This is a genomic window from Ensifer sp. ENS06 (assembly GCF_014852205.1).
GTDB lineage: Bacteria > Pseudomonadota > Alphaproteobacteria > Rhizobiales > Rhizobiaceae > Ensifer > Ensifer adhaerens.
Map to the genome: position 1 here is coordinate 1,189,897 of NZ_JACVBC010000001.1, position 15,426 is coordinate 1,205,322.

The 15,426-nt window shown below is 63.3% G+C and carries 20 protein-coding genes; 10 read left to right on the forward strand and 10 right to left on the reverse strand.

What is annotated here, in order from left to right; all coding sequences use genetic code 11:
• Nucleotides 1-112 precede the first annotated feature (112 nt).
• Genes nadA through nadC form a run of 3 tightly spaced genes read left to right on the forward strand, consistent with a single transcriptional unit; the run spans nucleotide 113 to nucleotide 3,804 of the window.
• Nucleotides 113-1,192: a quinolinate synthase NadA gene (gene nadA, locus IB279_RS05890; RefSeq protein WP_113189674.1), complete on the forward strand. Its 1,080-nt coding sequence runs from the start codon at nucleotides 113-115 to the stop codon at nucleotides 1,190-1,192.
• Nucleotides 1,193-1,247: 55 nt separating this feature from the next.
• Nucleotides 1,248-2,846 (forward strand): L-aspartate oxidase, encoded by a 1,599-nt coding sequence (locus tag IB279_RS05895; protein WP_113189657.1) that lies wholly within the window; start codon nucleotides 1,248-1,250, stop codon nucleotides 2,844-2,846.
• A gap of 49 nt (nucleotides 2,847-2,895) precedes the next feature.
• Nucleotides 2,896-3,804 carry a carboxylating nicotinate-nucleotide diphosphorylase gene (gene nadC, locus IB279_RS05900; RefSeq protein ID WP_113189656.1) on the forward strand — a complete coding sequence of 303 codons (909 nt, stop codon included), beginning with the start codon at nucleotides 2,896-2,898 and terminating at the stop codon, nucleotides 3,802-3,804.
• Between the two features lie 188 nt (nucleotides 3,805-3,992).
• Here nadC and IB279_RS05905 read toward each other — a convergent pair whose 3' ends face one another.
• The 9 genes from IB279_RS05905 to IB279_RS05945 form a co-directional block, all read right to left on the reverse strand.
• Entirely contained in the window at nucleotides 3,993-4,238 is a 246-nt protein-coding gene (locus IB279_RS05905) for a hypothetical protein (protein WP_077961811.1), read from the reverse strand.
• Between the two features lie 155 nt (nucleotides 4,239-4,393).
• Complete coding sequence (locus IB279_RS05910; protein ID WP_089043910.1) at nucleotides 4,394-5,374, reverse strand: NAD regulator; 981 nt, start codon at nucleotides 5,372-5,374, stop codon at nucleotides 4,394-4,396.
• Entirely contained in the window at nucleotides 5,364-5,903 is a 540-nt protein-coding gene (locus IB279_RS05915; protein ID WP_113188254.1) for a tyrosine phosphatase family protein, read from the reverse strand. The genes IB279_RS05910 and IB279_RS05915 overlap by 11 nt, the downstream gene beginning before the upstream one ends.
• Nucleotide 5,904: 1 nt before the next feature.
• Entirely contained in the window at nucleotides 5,905-6,513 is a 609-nt protein-coding gene (locus IB279_RS05920; RefSeq protein WP_060604183.1) for a YfbR-like 5'-deoxynucleotidase, read from the reverse strand.
• On the reverse strand, nucleotides 6,510-7,358 hold the full coding sequence (locus IB279_RS05925; protein WP_113188255.1) for a folate-binding protein YgfZ: 849 nt from the start codon (nucleotides 7,356-7,358) through the stop codon (nucleotides 6,510-6,512). Before IB279_RS05925 ends, IB279_RS05920 begins: the two co-directional genes overlap by 4 nt.
• A gap of 155 nt (nucleotides 7,359-7,513) precedes the next feature.
• Complete coding sequence (locus IB279_RS05930) at nucleotides 7,514-8,308, reverse strand: hypothetical protein (RefSeq protein WP_112771233.1); 795 nt, start codon at nucleotides 8,306-8,308, stop codon at nucleotides 7,514-7,516.
• 15 nt (nucleotides 8,309-8,323) lie between these two features.
• Nucleotides 8,324-8,593, reverse strand: a complete 270-nt coding sequence (locus IB279_RS05935; protein WP_089043914.1) for a hypothetical protein — start codon at nucleotides 8,591-8,593, stop codon at nucleotides 8,324-8,326.
• Nucleotides 8,594-8,751: 158 nt separating this feature from the next.
• Nucleotides 8,752-9,204 (reverse strand): TIGR02301 family protein, encoded by a 453-nt coding sequence (locus IB279_RS05940; RefSeq protein ID WP_034804029.1) that lies wholly within the window; start codon nucleotides 9,202-9,204, stop codon nucleotides 8,752-8,754.
• A complete protein-coding gene (locus tag IB279_RS05945) occupies nucleotides 9,201-9,674 on the reverse strand; it encodes an NUDIX hydrolase (protein ID WP_089043916.1) in 474 nt (157 codons plus the stop codon). Before IB279_RS05945 ends, IB279_RS05940 begins: the two co-directional genes overlap by 4 nt.
• A 58-nt stretch (nucleotides 9,675-9,732) precedes the next feature.
• On the opposite strand from IB279_RS05945, the gene IB279_RS05950 reads away from it, so the two are divergent.
• Nucleotides 9,733-10,512, forward strand: coding sequence for an SOS response-associated peptidase (locus IB279_RS05950; RefSeq protein ID WP_113188256.1), 780 nt, complete (start codon nucleotides 9,733-9,735; stop codon nucleotides 10,510-10,512).
• A gap of 20 nt (nucleotides 10,513-10,532) precedes the next feature.
• On the opposite strand, the gene IB279_RS05955 is transcribed toward IB279_RS05950, so the two are convergent.
• Nucleotides 10,533-10,676, reverse strand: coding sequence for a hypothetical protein (locus IB279_RS05955; RefSeq protein WP_164475065.1), 144 nt, complete (start codon nucleotides 10,674-10,676; stop codon nucleotides 10,533-10,535).
• A 414-nt stretch (nucleotides 10,677-11,090) separates the two neighbouring features.
• Between IB279_RS05955 and cysS the strand changes: the two genes are divergently transcribed.
• From cysS to pip, 6 genes are all read left to right on the forward strand, one after another.
• Nucleotides 11,091-12,482 (forward strand): cysteine--tRNA ligase, encoded by a 1,392-nt coding sequence (gene cysS, locus IB279_RS05960; RefSeq protein ID WP_113188257.1) that lies wholly within the window; start codon nucleotides 11,091-11,093, stop codon nucleotides 12,480-12,482.
• 107 nt (nucleotides 12,483-12,589) lie between these two features.
• A complete protein-coding gene (locus IB279_RS05965; protein WP_113188258.1) occupies nucleotides 12,590-12,973 on the forward strand; it encodes a VOC family protein in 384 nt (127 codons plus the stop codon).
• Nucleotides 12,974-12,985: 12 nt separating this feature from the next.
• The gene (locus IB279_RS05970; RefSeq protein WP_034804016.1) at nucleotides 12,986-13,477 is read left to right on the forward strand and encodes a GFA family protein; all 492 of its coding nucleotides are present in this window, start codon (nucleotides 12,986-12,988) and stop codon (nucleotides 13,475-13,477) included.
• Nucleotides 13,474-13,950 carry a GFA family protein gene (locus IB279_RS05975; RefSeq protein WP_034804014.1) on the forward strand — a complete coding sequence of 159 codons (477 nt, stop codon included), beginning with the start codon at nucleotides 13,474-13,476 and terminating at the stop codon, nucleotides 13,948-13,950. Before IB279_RS05970 ends, IB279_RS05975 begins: the two co-directional genes overlap by 4 nt.
• On the forward strand, nucleotides 13,923-14,444 hold the full coding sequence (locus IB279_RS05980) for a GFA family protein (protein WP_034804013.1): 522 nt from the start codon (nucleotides 13,923-13,925) through the stop codon (nucleotides 14,442-14,444). Before IB279_RS05975 ends, IB279_RS05980 begins: the two co-directional genes overlap by 28 nt.
• 2 nt (nucleotides 14,445-14,446) lie before the next feature.
• The gene (gene pip, locus IB279_RS05985) at nucleotides 14,447-15,415 is read left to right on the forward strand and encodes a prolyl aminopeptidase (RefSeq protein WP_113188259.1); all 969 of its coding nucleotides are present in this window, start codon (nucleotides 14,447-14,449) and stop codon (nucleotides 15,413-15,415) included.
• Nucleotides 15,416-15,426: the final 11 nt, after the last annotated feature.

Below are 15,426 nucleotides of genomic sequence, written 5' to 3' on the forward strand. Positions count from 1 at the left end.
AAACTTTCTAAATCAACCCATGCGGCTTTGCCGCTTTTGTTTTGGTTCAATTATGCTCATATTGAGCATAATTGAAAACCCGCCCAGGAAGAGGGGCGGAGAGGAGATGTCGATGACGCGCCTTGCACCCCGCACCGCGGCCGTGGTGAAACCGGTTTTTGTCAGCGCCGCTGAGCGCTTCGGCATCATCGAAAGGCCCGAGCTTGCCTTTACGCCGGCGATCGCGCGCGAAACCGAGCATCTCTACGAGAAGGTCAAGGATTTCATCCCGGCGATCGAGTGGCCGGTCTACGCGCCCTATGTGCACGCCATCAACCGGCTGAAGAAGGAGCGTAACGCGGTCATCCTCGCGCATAACTATCAGACGCCGGACATCTTCCACTGTGTCGCCGACATCGTCGGCGACTCGCTGCAGCTCGCGCGCGATGCTGCCAAAGTCGATGCGGAAATCATCATCCAGTGCGGCGTGCACTTCATGGCCGAAACGTCGAAGTTGCTGAGTCCGGAAAAGACCGTACTGATCCCCGACGCCAAGGCAGGCTGCTCGCTGTCGGAATCGATCACCGGCGCCGATGTCCGCCTGCTGAAGCAGCGCTACCCCGGCGTTCCCGTCGTCACCTACGTCAACACGTCTGCCGACGTGAAAGCCGAGACCGACATCTGCTGCACCTCATCGAACGTGCTCGATGTCGTCGAGAGCCTAGAATCCGACACGGTTCTCTGCATTCCCGACGAATACCTGGCGATGAATGTCGCGCGCCAGACCAACAAGAAGATCCTGACCTGGAAGGGCCACTGCGAGGTGCACGAGCGCTTCACCGCCGCCGAGTTGCTCGCCTACAAGGAAGCCAATCCGGGTATCGAGATCATCGGTCATCCGGAATGCCACCCGGACGTGATCGCCGTCTGCGACTTCGCCGGCTCGACCTCCGGCATGATCAACTACGTCAAGGACAATCGCCCGTCGAAGGTGCTGCTCGTTACCGAGTGCTCGATGGCGTCGAACATCCAGGCCGAGATCGAAGGCGTCGAGTTCGTCAAGCCGTGCAACCTCTGTCCGCACATGAAGCGCATCACGCTGCCGAAGATCCTCGACAGCCTGCTGACCATGACGGAGGAGGTTCTCGTCGATCCTGATATCGCCGATCGCGCCCGCCTTGCGGTCGAGCGCATGGTGAACCTCAAGCAGTAACAATTTCCGCCGGGTCATACCGGATGCAGGCATGCGCATTGGAGGAGAATGAATCATGCTGACCGACCATTTCCGCCCGCAATCCTTCAACGGGATTGACGATATCGTCATCGTCGGTGGTGGCTTGGCCGGCCTCTTCTGCGCGCTGAAACTGAGTCCGAGACCGGTGACGATCCTTGCCGCAGCCCCGATCGGCCACGGCGCCTCGTCGGCCTGGGCTCAAGGCGGCATCGCCGCCGCCATGAGCCCCGGCGACACCTTCGAGAAACATGTCGCCGACACGTTGGCCGCCGGTGCCGGCATCGTCGACGAGAAGATGACGCGCATGATGGTGGCCGAAGGCCCGGCGCGCATTCACGATCTGCTCGAATATGGCGTGCCCTTCGATCGCGATCTCGAAGGCAAGCTGCTGCTCTCGCGTGAGGCGGCCCACTCCGAGCGACGCATCGTCCGCGTCAAGGGCGACATGGCCGGCAAGGCGATCATGGAAGCGCTGATAGCCGCCGTCCGCCGGACGCCGTCGATCCGCGTGATCGAAGGCTATGTGGTCGAGGAACTCGTGCGCGAAGGCCGGTTCATCTCCGGCGTCATCGCCCGGCCCGATGCCGGCCAGTCGAAGAAGCGCGTGGCTTTCCCGGCCCGTGCCGTCGTGCTCTGCTCCGGTGGAATCGGTCATCTCTATGCTGTCACGACCAACCCGTGGGAAGCGTGCGGGCAGGGGCTCGGCATGGCCGCCCGCGCCGGCGCGATCATCGCCGATCCGGAATTCGTGCAGTTTCACCCGACGGCGATCAACATCGGCAAGGATCCGGCGCCGCTCGCGACCGAGGCGCTGCGCGGTGATGGCGCCCAGCTTCTGAACGCCGCCGGCCATCGCTTCATGCTCGATATCCACCCGGACGGCGAGCTTGCGCCGCGCGACATCGTTTCGCGTGGTGTCTTTGCCGAGGTCCAGGCGGGCCGCGGCGCCTTCCTCGATTGCACCAAGGCTGTGGGCAAGCATTTCCCCGAGATGTTCCCGACGGTCTATGCCTCTTGCATGGCGGCCGGCATCGATCCGGTGACGCAAGCCATCCCGGTCGTGCCGGCGGTTCACTATCACATGGGCGGCGTGCTCACCGATGCCGAAGGTCGCACCTCGATCGACGGTCTCTGGGCTGCTGGAGAAGTGACCTCCACCGGCGTGCACGGCGCCAACCGGCTCGCCTCCAACTCGCTGCTCGAAGCCGTCGTCTTTGCGGCCCGCATCGCCGAAAACATCAAGGGCACGCTGCCGACGCCGCAGCTTACCGAATGGGGCGACAATGCCGGCGAGAATGACGATCCGGTGACGGTCGAGGACAGCCCGCAACTCAAGATCCTGCGCCAGGTGATGAGCGATTGCGTCGGCGTGATCCGAACCCGCGAGAGCCTGGTAAAGGCGATCCGCGAGATCGCACAGCTCGAGCGCGACAACACCCGCATGCGCTTCACCAACATTATTACCACGGCCAAGCTGATCGCCGTCGGCGCGCTGCGGCGCACGGAAAGCCGCGGCGGTCACTTCCGCGCCGATTGCCCACAGGAACAGCCGGAATGGTGCCGCCGCACCTATCTGACGCTCGCCGACGCCAACCGCCTGGCGAGCGAACTGGCGGAGACGGAAGCGGCGTGATTTCACGCGCGCCGCTTGCATGGACCGACACTCAAGGACGAAAAAGCAGATGACCGCAGCCCTCCGCCCCGAACTTCCCGCACTGATGATCGAGGACCAGGTGCGTGCCGCACTTAACGAGGATCTCGGCCGCGCCGGCGACATTACCACGCTCTCGACCATCGGGCCGGAGCTGACCGCAAAGGCCGGCATGAACGTGCGCGATGCGGGTGTTGTTGCCGGGCTGGAGCTTGCGCGTGCCGCCTTCCGTCTGGTCGATCCGTCGATCCGCTTCGAGGCATTGGTGGCGGATGGTGACCGGGTCACGCCGGGCACGGCGATCGCCCGGATCTCCGGTCGCGCCCGCGGGCTGCTGTCGGCCGAACGCGTTGGCCTGAACTTCCTAATGCACCTTTCGGGCATCGCCAGCTATACGGCGAAATTCGCCGACGAGATCGCCCACACGCGTGCGAAGGTCTGTTGCACCCGCAAGACCATTCCTGGGTTGCGGGCGCTGGAAAAATACGCGGTGCGTCTGGGCGGTGGCTCCAATCATCGCTACGGCCTCGACGATGCCGTGCTGATCAAGGACAACCACATTGCCGTATCCGGCGGCGTCGCCAGCGCCGTCCATGCGGCACGTGCCTATTGCGGCCATCTCGTCAAGATCGAGATCGAGGTCGATGGCCTCGATCAGATGCGCGAGGCGCTGACGGCTCAACCCGACGTCATCCTGCTCGACAACATGGGGCCGGACTTGCTCCGCGAGGCCGTTGCGGTCAACCGCGCGTTTTGGCAGCTCTCCGCCGACGCCTATGCGGTCGATGCCCGCCGGACGCGGTTGGAGGCTTCAGGCAACGTCAAGATCGATACGGTGCGGGCAATCGCCGAGAGCGGCGTCGACTACATCTCGACCTCGAAGATCACCATGGCCGCCCCGACGCTCGACATCGGCCTTGATGTGGTGATCGAAAGGTAAGCAACTCCAGGAAAAGTGCGAAGCGGTTTTCCGTCCGGAGTTGCGCCCAAAAGAGGCCAACTCCAGGAAAAGTGCGAAGCGGTTTTCCGTCCGGAGTTGCGCCCAAAAGAGGCCAACTCCAGGAAAAGTGCGAAGCGGTTTTCCGTCCGGAGTTGCGTCTTTTCAGAAGCTAACCGAGGTTTTGAACGTCAACGCTGCATGATGAACGGGCAGGAGAAACGTTCGCCGACGGTGATCTGCGTGCCGCAGTCGTAGCGGCAGGTCCGAAACTGCCCGTTCAGGTCCTGGCTGTTGAGATTGCAGATGGTTGTCTGCGGCTGCATGCCGCCGCCCTGTTGGTTCTTGAAGTAGTCGGGCATCTTCGGCTTTTCGTCGGTTCCCGATTGGGGCGAGGTGCCGAGCAGCGACGTAAGCAGGGTCAGGACGAGCAGCATGGTTGTCACCTCGGTCGTAAACGCCGCATGGTTTGCGGGCAGCGAAAGTTCGGTCGCGTCCCACTGCACCGATTATAGCATCATCCCCGCATATGTAGGGCGTTCTGGTGGAGGTTTTTAGGTGCCGATCCGCCATTTGGTGGGCGGTACTGCCCTCATCGCCCACCGACCTTGAGCCCCGGGGCGGGGCGCTCGTCGAGGATCTGGCGGCGGAAGCGGAAGAGAGCGGCCGGCCGCCCACCGGTGGAAGACAACGTCATCCCCGTCGGCTCCACCAGTTCGGCCCCTTCGACCAGGCGGCGGAAGTTCTGCTTGTGCAGGTGGCGCCCGGAGATCGCTTCGACGGTTGCCTGCAGATCGGTCAGCGTGAACTCGGGCGGCATCAGTTCGAAGACGACCGGCCGGTACTTGATCTTGCCGCGCAGCCTCGCCATCGCGGTCGCGACGATACGGCGGTGGTCGTGGCGCATCGCCAGCCCGGCGGTCAGAACGTCGTTGCCATTACCGTGGCCGTCGATGGCCGCCTCGGGCACGAGCCCTGCCTCGTAAAGCAGCTCATAGCGCTCCAGCACGCGTTCCTCGTCCCAGGGAAAATCGCCGAGGCCGAAGGCCAGGCGAATGCGCGCCCGGCGCCCGGCAATCCGGGCGGCTCGGTCGTCACCGGACACACCTGTTTCCCAGCGGGCAAGTGCCGGCAGGAGCGCCTGGTCCAGCACCGCCGGGCGACCCTGCCGCCAGTCCTCCCAGGGCAGGTAGCCGTACCAGTCGCGCCAATGCGCGCCGGCTTCGGCCAGCCGTTCGGTGTTTTCGGCATCGGTTCTCGTCAGGGCCAGATAGCCGACCGAGACCATGTGCTTGCCTTCTTCGCCCGGCAGCCGCTGACGGCCGCGATCGCCGAAGGTGTAAAGCTGTTCGATATAGCCGAGCTTCAGCGCCGTACGCTTTTCGACGCGATCGCGCAGGCTCGTCTCAAAGGTCCGGTGGAGCGCCGGATCGAAGGGACCGAAGGGCAGGCTGTCACGCGCATCGCCGTCACTTTCGCTGACGGCGAGGATGCGCGGGCTGCGGTTGACGACGGCGACGATCGCCGCATTGAGGCCGATCTCGACCGTTGTCGGCTGCGTCTCAATCGGCAACGGCTGCTCCTTCGGAAGCAAGCGGCAGAAGGAACGGTGCATTGCCGTCTGCATCCGCGCCGCGACCGATCGCGCGAACGGCGGCGATCAGCCTTCCATTGCGCGCGAGCACGCCGTCGCCAATTTCGACGAGCCGGCTGTTGGGGGTCGCATAGGGCGAGGCGCGGCGCAGCCGCTGCACCAGCTCCGCGTCGTCCTGGTCCGGCTCGGCCGCGAGCGCGGCGATGAGGGCGGCTGCCGGCGAACGGGAGACGCCCATCCAGCAATGAACGAGGAGCGGCCGTGCACGGTCCCATTCGCGCGCAAAGGCTACGATCTGCCGGACATGGTCTTCCTGCGGCGCAATGAGGTCGCCGGTGCCGGCAAAGGTGATGTCGTTCATGCCGAGCGTCAGATGTCGCGCCTTGACGATGACGCCGGGGCGATGGAAATCCTGGCCCTTGGCGACGAGGCTGATCATCTCGGTGCAGCCATGGCGGACGGCCATTTCGGCGATGCGGGAAAGCGGAGAAACGATAATGCCGGGCATGTCAGATTTCCGCGCGCGCGGGCACGCGCTGCGCTTCCAGCGTGAGGAACCGTTCGGTGAACAGGCGCTGCGCCTCGACCGCCGGCAAGGGATCGATCAGCAGCGTCTCGCGGGTGATGCCGCGCGGCTGGCCGAAGAACTTGCGCGCCTCTTCGACGGAGAAGCCGGCAAGCACCGTTGCTTCGAAATAGGCCGCGACATGATCGGCCTTCTTGATGCGGTCCTTCAATTCCTTGGAGCAATGCGGCGGCAGGCCGAAACGAAGGTGGATGGCGCTTTCCAGCCGCTTCTCGACCGATTTGTAGCCGCCGCCGACCACCGCCTTGAACGGCGAGATCATGTCGCCGATCACATATTCCGGCGCGTCGTGCAAAAGCGCCAGCAGGCAATCGTCGGTGCTGCACTTGTTGCTGCGGCGAAAAATATCTTCGACCATCAGGCTGTGCTGGGCGACGGAGAAGGCATGATCGCCGGCGGTCTGGCCGTTCCACCGGGCAACACGGGCGAGGCCATGGGCGATGTCGCCGATCTCGACATCGAGCGGCGAGGGATCGAGCAGGTCCAGCCTTCGGCCGGAAAGCATGCGCTGCCAGGCGCGGGCCGTCGTCACGCGCTTGCCTCGTCCGTGCTGGTTGGGAAGGTGAGGCCGGTCCATTCGGGCAGAACCATTGTCACCGCCACGTCGCCGGCGAGCAGCGGGATCCCATTCGCCATGGCTTCGCCGGCCTTGTCGATGCGCACGATCGCGAGCGCCGACTTGCCCTGCACCGTGCCCAGCGCGCCGATCGACTTGTCGTTCGCCGTAATCGTCGTTCCCGTGGGAGGAAGGGCGGCGTCCGCCGAAACGATCACGACCCGGCGGCGCGGCGTGCTGCGGTGCTGCATGCGCGACACCACTTCCTGACCGACATAGCAGCCCTTCTTGAAGGAGAGGCCGCCGTTTTTGTCCAGGAGCACGTCATGGGGGAATGCGTCTTGCACCGCATAATCGGCACCGGCATTCGCAATGCCCGCTGCGATCCGCAGCCGTTCGAGGTCTTCTGCGCCGGCCGTGTCGCCGGTGGCTTCCCCATAGGCGCGAAAGAGCGCAACGCCCGCCTTCTCGAAACGGTGGTCCCGATAGGCACCCGTCGGTGCTGCTTCGTCGAATATCACGGTGACGGCGTCGGAAGCCCTGATCGAAAGCTCGACTGCCGAGCGAAGCTTGTACATCGTCATGCGCTTCAGCAGCGCTTCGGCCTGGTCGCGTGCTGTTTCCAGCCGTAGGCCATCGCCGTCGCGGGAGATCAGGAACTCGAACAGGATCTTGCCCTGTGGCGTCAGAAGCGCGCCAGGACGCGCCTCGTCGGGCGCAAGCGCGTCGAGGTCGGTGGTGATCAGTCCCTGAAGAAGATCTTCGGCGTCCTTGCCGGAAATGGAGACGATCGCACGATCGTCGAGGCGAACTCTGGGCATCGTTCGAATCCTGTTCGACGGGAGGGGAGAATCCCGCGCTAACCTAGCAAACGATCACCTGGTAGCCGTGGCCGACTCAGGCCCCGGTCTCACCGGCGATCTCTTGGCGAAGAGGTAGGATGTTCGGCTGTCATCGGCAAGCAGGTCGCCGGCGCTCAGTCGCCGGCGATGAAGAATTTCCATTTGCCGTCCGGCATGATGCCGACGCGATAGAAGTTGTAACTGCCGAATTCTTCCATGTCGGCAAAGTCGCCGGCGGTGACCAGGCGGAACAGGTCGACCTTTTCCGGTGCCGTCAGCGTCGAAAGCTTCTTTTCCGCAAAATAGGGCCAGACATAGGCCTCCTGCGGCGTGCCCTTGTCTACCAGCACGAAGCCGGTCGACAGCACGTCGAGCAGGATCGCGAGAATTTCGACGCCTTCCTGGTCGCCCGAAAGGCTCTTCAGGATCGACACCGGGTCTTCATCGCCGGTGACGCCGGTGACCTGGGTCTGGTTCGGGCCCTTGCCGAGCAATGGGCGCAACCGCTCGATGTCGCCGGAAGCCGCCGCCTCGACGATCAGCTCGCGCATGCGGGCGACCGGCGCCGGAATCTTGGAAACGTCGGTCAGGACTTCGACAGGCCCGGTCGGCTCCGGCTCTTCAGTTTCGGGAGCATCTTCCTTGGTGGCTGTCGCCGACTTGTTGATCAGCGGGTCGGGCATCGGGATTTCGAGTGGAAGCGTCTCTTCCTCGTCCGGCTCTTCGGCAGCGGGTTCGGCGGCAGGCGGCGTCGCCTTCTGGTCGCCGGCGGCAGGCTGTTGCTCGGCCGGAACGGGCTGCGGCGCGCCCTGCAATTCGCTGAGAGCGAAGGCGGGGGAAACCGCTGCCGGGGTGGTCAAGGCGACACCGGCCAACAGCAGTGTGGCGAGGCGAACCGGAAGGGTCCGGTTTGCAAGATTCCGATGCATCGGGCAGTCCTGATATTACTGAATCGTGCGCTGGGGCGAGAATTCGCCGGCGAGCACGCGCTCGCGAAGCGAATTGAGCATTGCTTCGGCGCCGTCTTCGCCATGAAGCCGAACGGTTTCCCGCATGGCAAGGGCAATGGCCGCATCGGCGATGATTTCCGGCTCGATACCGTCGGCCATTCCGTCCGCCCAGGCCTCGCTCTGGTGTTCCAGCGCAGCCTGCATCTTCTCGTGGACGATCATGTCATCGATGTCGGTCAGGCTTGGTTCCATCATTCGTTCCATGCGACTTCCATTGTGCAAGCGGTTCATATTATGGCCGTTCGGCTGAACTCCGACTGAACGACCGTGACGGACTCGCCACTTCTTACCACTCTCTTAACGAACTTAGCAGCCTTTTCCCGAAACGACACGGGGTCGTGAGAAAAGAGGTTAATTTATTGCTAATTTCCAAAGCGGGCGACGATTTCTGACGCAAGTGTTGCCCCTTCGGCACGATATCGCTGTTCGGCGACGATCGCAGGGCCTGTGCAGTTCGTATAGACCGATGCGAAGGTGCGGTACCCGCGGTTGAAGGCGGCAGTCATCCGCTCGCGTCGTTTGACTTCAGTGGCGGTTTCCTTGTCGATCAGATCCTGCATCGAGCGGCGCCAGACGTCTTCCGGTTCCTTGACGCAGAGATTCCTGAGGTAGTGCACGGAGCCGAGGATTTCCGAGAGTCGAATCAGCCGCTGGTCATAGGGCGTCGGCTTTTCTTCCACAGCGGCCGGGGCAGGGGCTGCGGTCTCGGTCTTAGCCGCCTCTTTCGTCGGTGTTTTTTGCGCCGCCGCACCAGTGGCGACCGTCAGGGCGATGCCGGCGAGCGTGAGCCTTGCGAGGATCGGGACAGGGATCATGATTTCATCAAGCCCGAATTGTCGGCGGTTTCAAGGCCGTCGCCTGATGTCGCGGCGTTCGCGCCGGTGCCGGAGAGCCTTTCCACACATTCGCGCACGCTGTCGGGGATCGGCAGGGTGAAGATCTCCTCAGGGGTGAACCAGCCGAGCCCTGCCGCGTCGTCGCTGGCGACGGCCACCGCGTCGGCATCCGCCTCGGCCCTGAACACCGAAAGCAGGAAGTGTCGCCCTTCGGACTCCTTGCCCGGCAGATCGTAGATTTCAAACAGCACCGGATCGCGCGCCTTGATGCCGGTTTCTTCGAACAATTCGCGAAGCGCTGTCTCCGCCGGCGTCTCGCCGGGCTCGGCACGGCCGCCCGGAAAGGCGTACATGTCGGCCGACGGTGGGTTGGCCCGGCGAACGAGCAGATAGCGACCGTCGCGTTCTAGAATGACGGAGGAAGCAAGTTCGGGCTTGGTCGGCATCAGGGAATCAAATCGTCTCGGTAGCGTTGACCCATCCTACGTGAAGTGCCACATCGATGTCATGTGCGGACGTTTTGCGCTGACGGCGACCCCCGACGAAATGATGGAATTGTTCAGCCTGCTGGAAAGCGACGACTTTCCGGCGCGCTTCAATATCGCGCCAACCCAGCCGATCATGGTTGTCGTGGCCGGCGAGCGCGCGGCACCCGGCAGCAACCTGCCGGAGCGCAAGGCGGTGCTCGTGCGTTGGGGTTTTATGCCGGGCTGGGTGAAAGACCCGCGTGACTTTCCGCTGCTGATCAATGCGCGGGCCGAATCGGCAATCGACAAGGCCTCGTTTCGCGCCGCCATGCGCCACCGGCGTGTTCTCGTGCCGGCCTCCGGTTTTTACGAATGGCGTCGGCCGCCGAAAGGCAGCCGCGAGCCGTCGCAGGCCTATTGGGTGCGCCCGCGGAAGGGCGGCATCGTCGCTTTCGCCGGGTTGATGGAAACCTGGTCCTCGGCCGACGGCTCCGAGGTCGACACAGCGGCCATCCTGACGACGGCCGCCAACGCCTCGATCCGACAGATCCATGACCGTATGCCGGTCGTTATCCAGCCCGAGGATTTTGCCCGCTGGCTGGATTGCAAGACGCAGGAGCCGCGCGAGGTTGCCGATCTCTTCGGCCCCGTCGCGGAGGACTACTTCGAGGCGATCCCTGTCTCGGACAAGGTCAACAAGGTCGTCAACACCGGTCCCGAAATCCAGGATGCCGTCACGCCCAGGTCGGTTGCGAATGCCCAGCTAAAGGGCAAGGACAAGCCGACCGAGCCCGATGGCGGGCAGATGTCTCTCTTTTAAGGAAAAGAGCGTCGGAACCGTCAGGCTGGCCGCTTGGTCAGCTTGCCAGCCGGCTTCGCCTTCACCTGCAACGCTGCGGCAAGTACGGCCTTCAGGCCGAGCGGGCGATACTGTTCGACGAGGTTGGCGGATTTGGTGATGTCTTTGGTCTTTGCGGCTTTCACTTGCACTCACTCCTTGATGCTTTCCCGAACCGGATACACTGTCGCTTTCGCACGTCTTCACGAAAGCGACGCTCCTCCTCGCTCTCCGGAGACAGGATTTCGTGGTGTGCTACCAACTACACCGCGAATCTGTTTTCCGCATGGCGATCTCAGATAAGCCTAATCACGACAAATCCATGACCGCGGAATCCTTTCGATAGTCGGCTGTGCTTGCACGCGGCTGACCTCTTGACCGAAATCGGGTGACGCGCGATAAGTGAGGCCATGAAAACGGTTATCTGCATTATCTGCCGGAACATTATTCGCTAGCGCTCCGCTGGCCTGGCCGTTTTCGTCTCCTAAAATCCAAGATGACAAACGCGCGGGCCTCCCGGGCGCGGTATTTTACGGTCGTATGCATCTTGGAGAATGGCAATGGGCGGAACGCCGACACTGAAGCTGTACAACACGCTGACGCGGGAGAAGATCGAGTTCAAGCCGATCGATCCCGACAACGTTCGCATGTATGTCTGCGGCCCGACGGTCTATGACTATGCCCATATCGGCAATGCCCGGCCGGTCATCGTCTTCGATGTCCTGTTCCGGCTGCTGCGCCATGTCTATGGCGCGGATCACGTCACCTATGCGCGCAACATCACCGACGTCGACGACAAGATCAACGCGCGGGCGCTGCGGGACTATCCGACCCTGCCGCTCAACGACGCGATCCGCCGGGTGACGGAGAAGACCGAAACGCAGTTTCTCGACGATGCCAGGGCGCTCGGCTGCCTCGATCCTGATGTCCAGCCGCGGGCGACCGACAACATCGCCCAGATGATCGACATCATCGAAAAGCTCATCGTCAAGGGCCACGCCTACCAGGCGGGCGGTGAGGTGCTGTTCGATACCAAGTCGATGGCCGACTACGGTCAACTCTCGAAGCGCAACCTTGACGAACAGCAGGCCGGCGCCCGCGTCGCCGTCGAGGCGCATAAGAAAAGCCCCGGCGATTTCGTGCTGTGGAAGCTCTCCGGCGACAACGAACCGGGCTGGGAAAGCCCGTGGGGCAGGGGCCGTCCCGGCTGGCACATCGAGTGCTCGGCCATGAGCAGCCGCTATCTCGGCGAGGTCTTCGACATCCACGGCGGCGGGCTGGATCTCATCTTCCCGCACCACGAAAACGAGATTGCCCAATCCCGTTGCGCCCATGGCACCGAGGTGATGGCGAATGTCTGGATGCACAACGGCTTCCTGCAGGTCGAAGGCCGCAAGATGTCGAAGTCCGAAGGCAACTTCGTCACCATCTACGAACTGCTGCACACGGAAAAGTTCGCCGGCCGCCAGTGGCCGGGCGACGTGCTGAGGCTCGCGATGCTGATGACGCACTATCGCGAGCCGATCGATTTTTCGGTGAAGCGGCTGGAAGAGGCAGAGCATCTGCTCTCCAAGTGGCCGGTGCCGGGTGACGCCACGGGTGAGGCCGACCCGGCCGTGGTCGCCGCACTTGCCGACGACCTCAACACCGTCGCAGCCGTCCAGGCGGTCCATGCGCTTGCCCAGAAGGCGGCGACCGATCCGAAACTGCTCGGCACCTTCGCAGCAAGTGCTGCGCTGATCGGCGTGGTGCCGCAGGCGGTCGAACTCGACGAGGGGCTGGTCCGCGACATCGACAGCCGCGTGCGGGCCCGTCTGGAACTGCTGAAGGCGAAGAACTTCGCGGAAGCCGACAAGATCCGCGAAGATCTGCTGGCGCGGGGTGTTCAGCTGAAGGACGGCAAGGATCCGGCAACCGGCGAGCGGGTGACGACCTGGGATATCAAACGGTGACGGTGGGCCGCCCCCAGAGCCCTGTCCGATCGCTCTGATCGGTTCGGACAGGGCATCTGAAAGGGCAGCGGAAAGCGGAGCGCATGCATGAAAGAGGAGTTCGTGCGATGATCGACCATACGGGCATTCCCGTCGCGGATTTCGACCGGGCGCAGTCGTTCTACGACAAGGCCTTTGCTCCGCTTGGCGCCTCCTTGCTGATGATGGTGCCGTTGGAGCACACCGGCGGCGTGAAGGTCGGCGGTTATGGCCGCGAGCGGCCGGTTTTCTGGCTGCATGAAACGGCCGAGGCAGGCCCGGGCCGCCACTACGCCTTTTCGGCGCGCAGCCGCGCCGAGGTCGATGCCTTCTATGAAGCGGCGATTGCCGTCGGCGGACGTGACAACGGCAAGCCGGGGCTGAGACCGCACTACCACCCGGACTATTACGGGGCCTTCGTATTCGATCCCGACGGCAACAATATCGAAGCCGTCTGCCACGCGCCGGGCTAAGGAGGAGTTGCGATGAGTCTCGACAACAGGCCCCATTATGCCGGCGGCTGCCAATGCGGCGCGGTCCGTTTCCGCGTCGAGGGCAAGCTCGGTGACGCATCCGTCTGTCATTGCCGCATGTGCCAGAAGGCGAGCGGCAATTTCTACATGCCCTTGGTTTCGGTTCGCGGCGCGCATGTGACCTGGACCCGCGGAGAGCCCAAGCGCTTCCAGTCGTCAAACGCCGCGCGACGCGGCTTCTGCGCCGATTGCGGCACGCCGCTGACCTACGAGGCACCGGATGGCATGGCGCTGGCGATCGCTGCCTTCGACGAGCCGCAAGGCATCGTGCCGACCATCCAATGGGGCGTCGAGGGTAAGCTGCCCTATGTCGATCACGTTGCCGATCTGCCTGGCGTTCATACGCTGGAAGATCCGGACGCGATCGAGTTCCTGACCAATCTCGTTTCCTATCAGCATCCCGACCACGACACCGAGACCTGGCCCCCGGAGGAGAAGCGATGACCGAAAACGTTCGAACAGGTGGATGCCAATGCGGCGCGGTCCGCTTCCGGATCAAGGGTGAACTCGGACGCGCGTCGATCTGTCATTGCCGCATGTGCCAGAAACAGTTCGGCTCGTTCTTCTCGGCGCTGGTGACGGCGCCGAAGGATGGCGTCGAATGGGTGCGGGACGAACCGAGCTATTTCCAGTCCTCGGTCAACATCGACCGCGGCTTCTGCCCGAAATGCGGAACGCCGATGACCTATCGGCATCCGGGTGGCCTTGAGATCGCCATCGGCACCTTTGACGATCGCACCGATCTGGCGCCGAAAATCCAGGTCAATCACGCCTCGCGGCTGCCCTGGGTCGATACGATCTTCGAGCAGCCGGTGCTTGAGGATCAGGATTTTTACGCCAGGCAGGAAAGCATCATCTCGTTCCAGCATCCCGACCACGAGACCGATCAATGGCATCCCTCGGGAGCATTCCGGTGACCATCGCGCGCATCTATACGGGCGGATGCCAATGCGGCGCCGTGCGCTACCGCGCCGAGGGCGTGCTTGCGGACCCGCATATCTGTCATTGCCGCATGTGCCAGAAGGCGACCGGGAACTATTTCATGCCACTCGCCAATGCGTCCCGAGACACGTTCGATATTACCAGGGGCCAGCCGTCCTGGTTCCGCTCGTCGCATCTGGTGCGCCGCGGCTTTTGCAGCGATTGCGGCACGCCGCTGTTCTACGATATGCCCGACGAGAACTTCATCAACATCGCGCTCGGCTCGCTCGACGACCCCGATGACGTACAGCCCGTTTACCAGTCCGGCGTCGAATCCCGCGTCATATGGTTCTCACGGCTCGCGGGCTTGCCACCAAGGGAGACGGATGACGGTAGCGAGGTCTCGGCGACCCGCCATCTGATCGTTCTCGAAACCAACCGCCAGCATCCCGACTACGACACCGTGCACTGGCCGCTCACGAAAGACTGAAAATGACGACTGTTTTGCGTACGCTTTATCCGGAAATCGAACCCTATGCGTCGGGCCACCTCGAGGTCGGCGACGGTCACACCGTCTATTGGGAAAAGGCCGGCACGCCGGGCGCAAAGCCTGCCGTCTTCCTGCATGGCGGGCCAGGCGGCACGATCTCGCCGAACCACCGCCGCCTGTTCGATCCGACGCTCTACGACGTAACGCTGTTCGACCAGCGCGGCTGCGGTAAGTCGACGCCGAATGCCAGGATCGAAGCCAACACCACCTGGCATCTCGTCGCCGATATCGAGCGGCTGCGCGAGATGGCCGGCGCCGACAAGTGGCTGGTCTTCGGCGGTTCCTGGGGATCGACGCTGGGGCTTGCCTATGCCGAGAAGCACCCGGAACGGGTTTCCGAACTGGTGCTGCGTGGCATCTACACGCTGACCAAGGCCGAGCTCGACTGGTACTACCAGTTCGGCGTCTCGGAGATGTTCCCGGACAAGTGGGAGCGTTTCATCGCGCCCATTCCCGAGAACGAGCGCCACGAGATGATGCACGCCTATCATCGCCGCCTGATGAGCGAGGACAAGGCGACACGCCTTACGGCCGCCAAGGCCTGGAGCATCTGGGAAGGTGAGACGATCACGCTGTTGCCGGAGCTCGCAACCAGCGAGCCCTTCGCCGACGACGATTATGCTGACGCCTTCGCGCGGATCGAGAACCACTTCTTCGTCAATGCCGGCTGGATGGAAGAGGGCCAATTGCTGCGCGACGCCCACCGGCTGCACGGCATTCCCGGCGTCATCATCCACGGGCGGTACGACATGCCGTGCCCGGCGAAGTACGCTTGGCAGCTGCACAAGGCCTGGCCGGGATCAGAGCTGCATCTGGTCGAGGGAGCAGGCCATGCATATTCCGAGCCGGGCATCCTCGACCGGCTGATCCGCGCCACGGACCAGTTCGCAGGCAAGACCGAGCAAAAGTAAACCGAGCATAT

Excerpts from the sequence above, each read along its gene's own strand:
- nadA (WP_113189674.1), top strand. The coding sequence starts at position 113 with ATGACGCGCCTTGCACCCCGCACCGCGGCCGTGGTGAAACCGGTTTTT.
- IB279_RS05895 (WP_113189657.1), top strand. The coding sequence starts at position 1,248 with ATGCTGACCGACCATTTCCGCCCGCAATCCTTCAACGGGATTGACGAT.
- nadC (WP_113189656.1), top strand. The coding sequence starts at position 2,896 with ATGACCGCAGCCCTCCGCCCCGAACTTCCCGCACTGATGATCGAGGAC.
- IB279_RS05905 (WP_077961811.1), bottom strand. The coding sequence starts at position 4,238 with ATGCTGCTCGTCCTGACCCTGCTTACGTCGCTGCTCGGCACCTCGCCC.
- IB279_RS05915 (WP_113188254.1), bottom strand. The coding sequence starts at position 5,903 with ATGCCCGGCATTATCGTTTCTCCGCTTTCCCGCATCGCCGAAATGGCC.
- IB279_RS05925 (WP_113188255.1), bottom strand. The coding sequence starts at position 7,358 with ATGCCCAGAGTTCGCCTCGACGATCGTGCGATCGTCTCCATTTCCGGC.
- IB279_RS05930 (WP_112771233.1), bottom strand. The coding sequence starts at position 8,308 with ATGCATCGGAATCTTGCAAACCGGACCCTTCCGGTTCGCCTCGCCACA.
- IB279_RS05935 (WP_089043914.1), bottom strand. The coding sequence starts at position 8,593 with ATGGAACGAATGATGGAACCAAGCCTGACCGACATCGATGACATGATC.
- IB279_RS05940 (WP_034804029.1), bottom strand. The coding sequence starts at position 9,204 with ATGATCCCTGTCCCGATCCTCGCAAGGCTCACGCTCGCCGGCATCGCC.
- IB279_RS05950 (WP_113188256.1), top strand. The coding sequence starts at position 9,733 with ATGTGCGGACGTTTTGCGCTGACGGCGACCCCCGACGAAATGATGGAA.
- cysS (WP_113188257.1), top strand. The coding sequence starts at position 11,091 with ATGGGCGGAACGCCGACACTGAAGCTGTACAACACGCTGACGCGGGAG.
- IB279_RS05965 (WP_113188258.1), top strand. The coding sequence starts at position 12,590 with ATGATCGACCATACGGGCATTCCCGTCGCGGATTTCGACCGGGCGCAG.
- IB279_RS05970 (WP_034804016.1), top strand. The coding sequence starts at position 12,986 with ATGAGTCTCGACAACAGGCCCCATTATGCCGGCGGCTGCCAATGCGGC.
- IB279_RS05975 (WP_034804014.1), top strand. The coding sequence starts at position 13,474 with ATGACCGAAAACGTTCGAACAGGTGGATGCCAATGCGGCGCGGTCCGC.
- IB279_RS05980 (WP_034804013.1), top strand. The coding sequence starts at position 13,923 with ATGGCATCCCTCGGGAGCATTCCGGTGACCATCGCGCGCATCTATACG.
- pip (WP_113188259.1), top strand. The coding sequence starts at position 14,447 with ATGACGACTGTTTTGCGTACGCTTTATCCGGAAATCGAACCCTATGCG.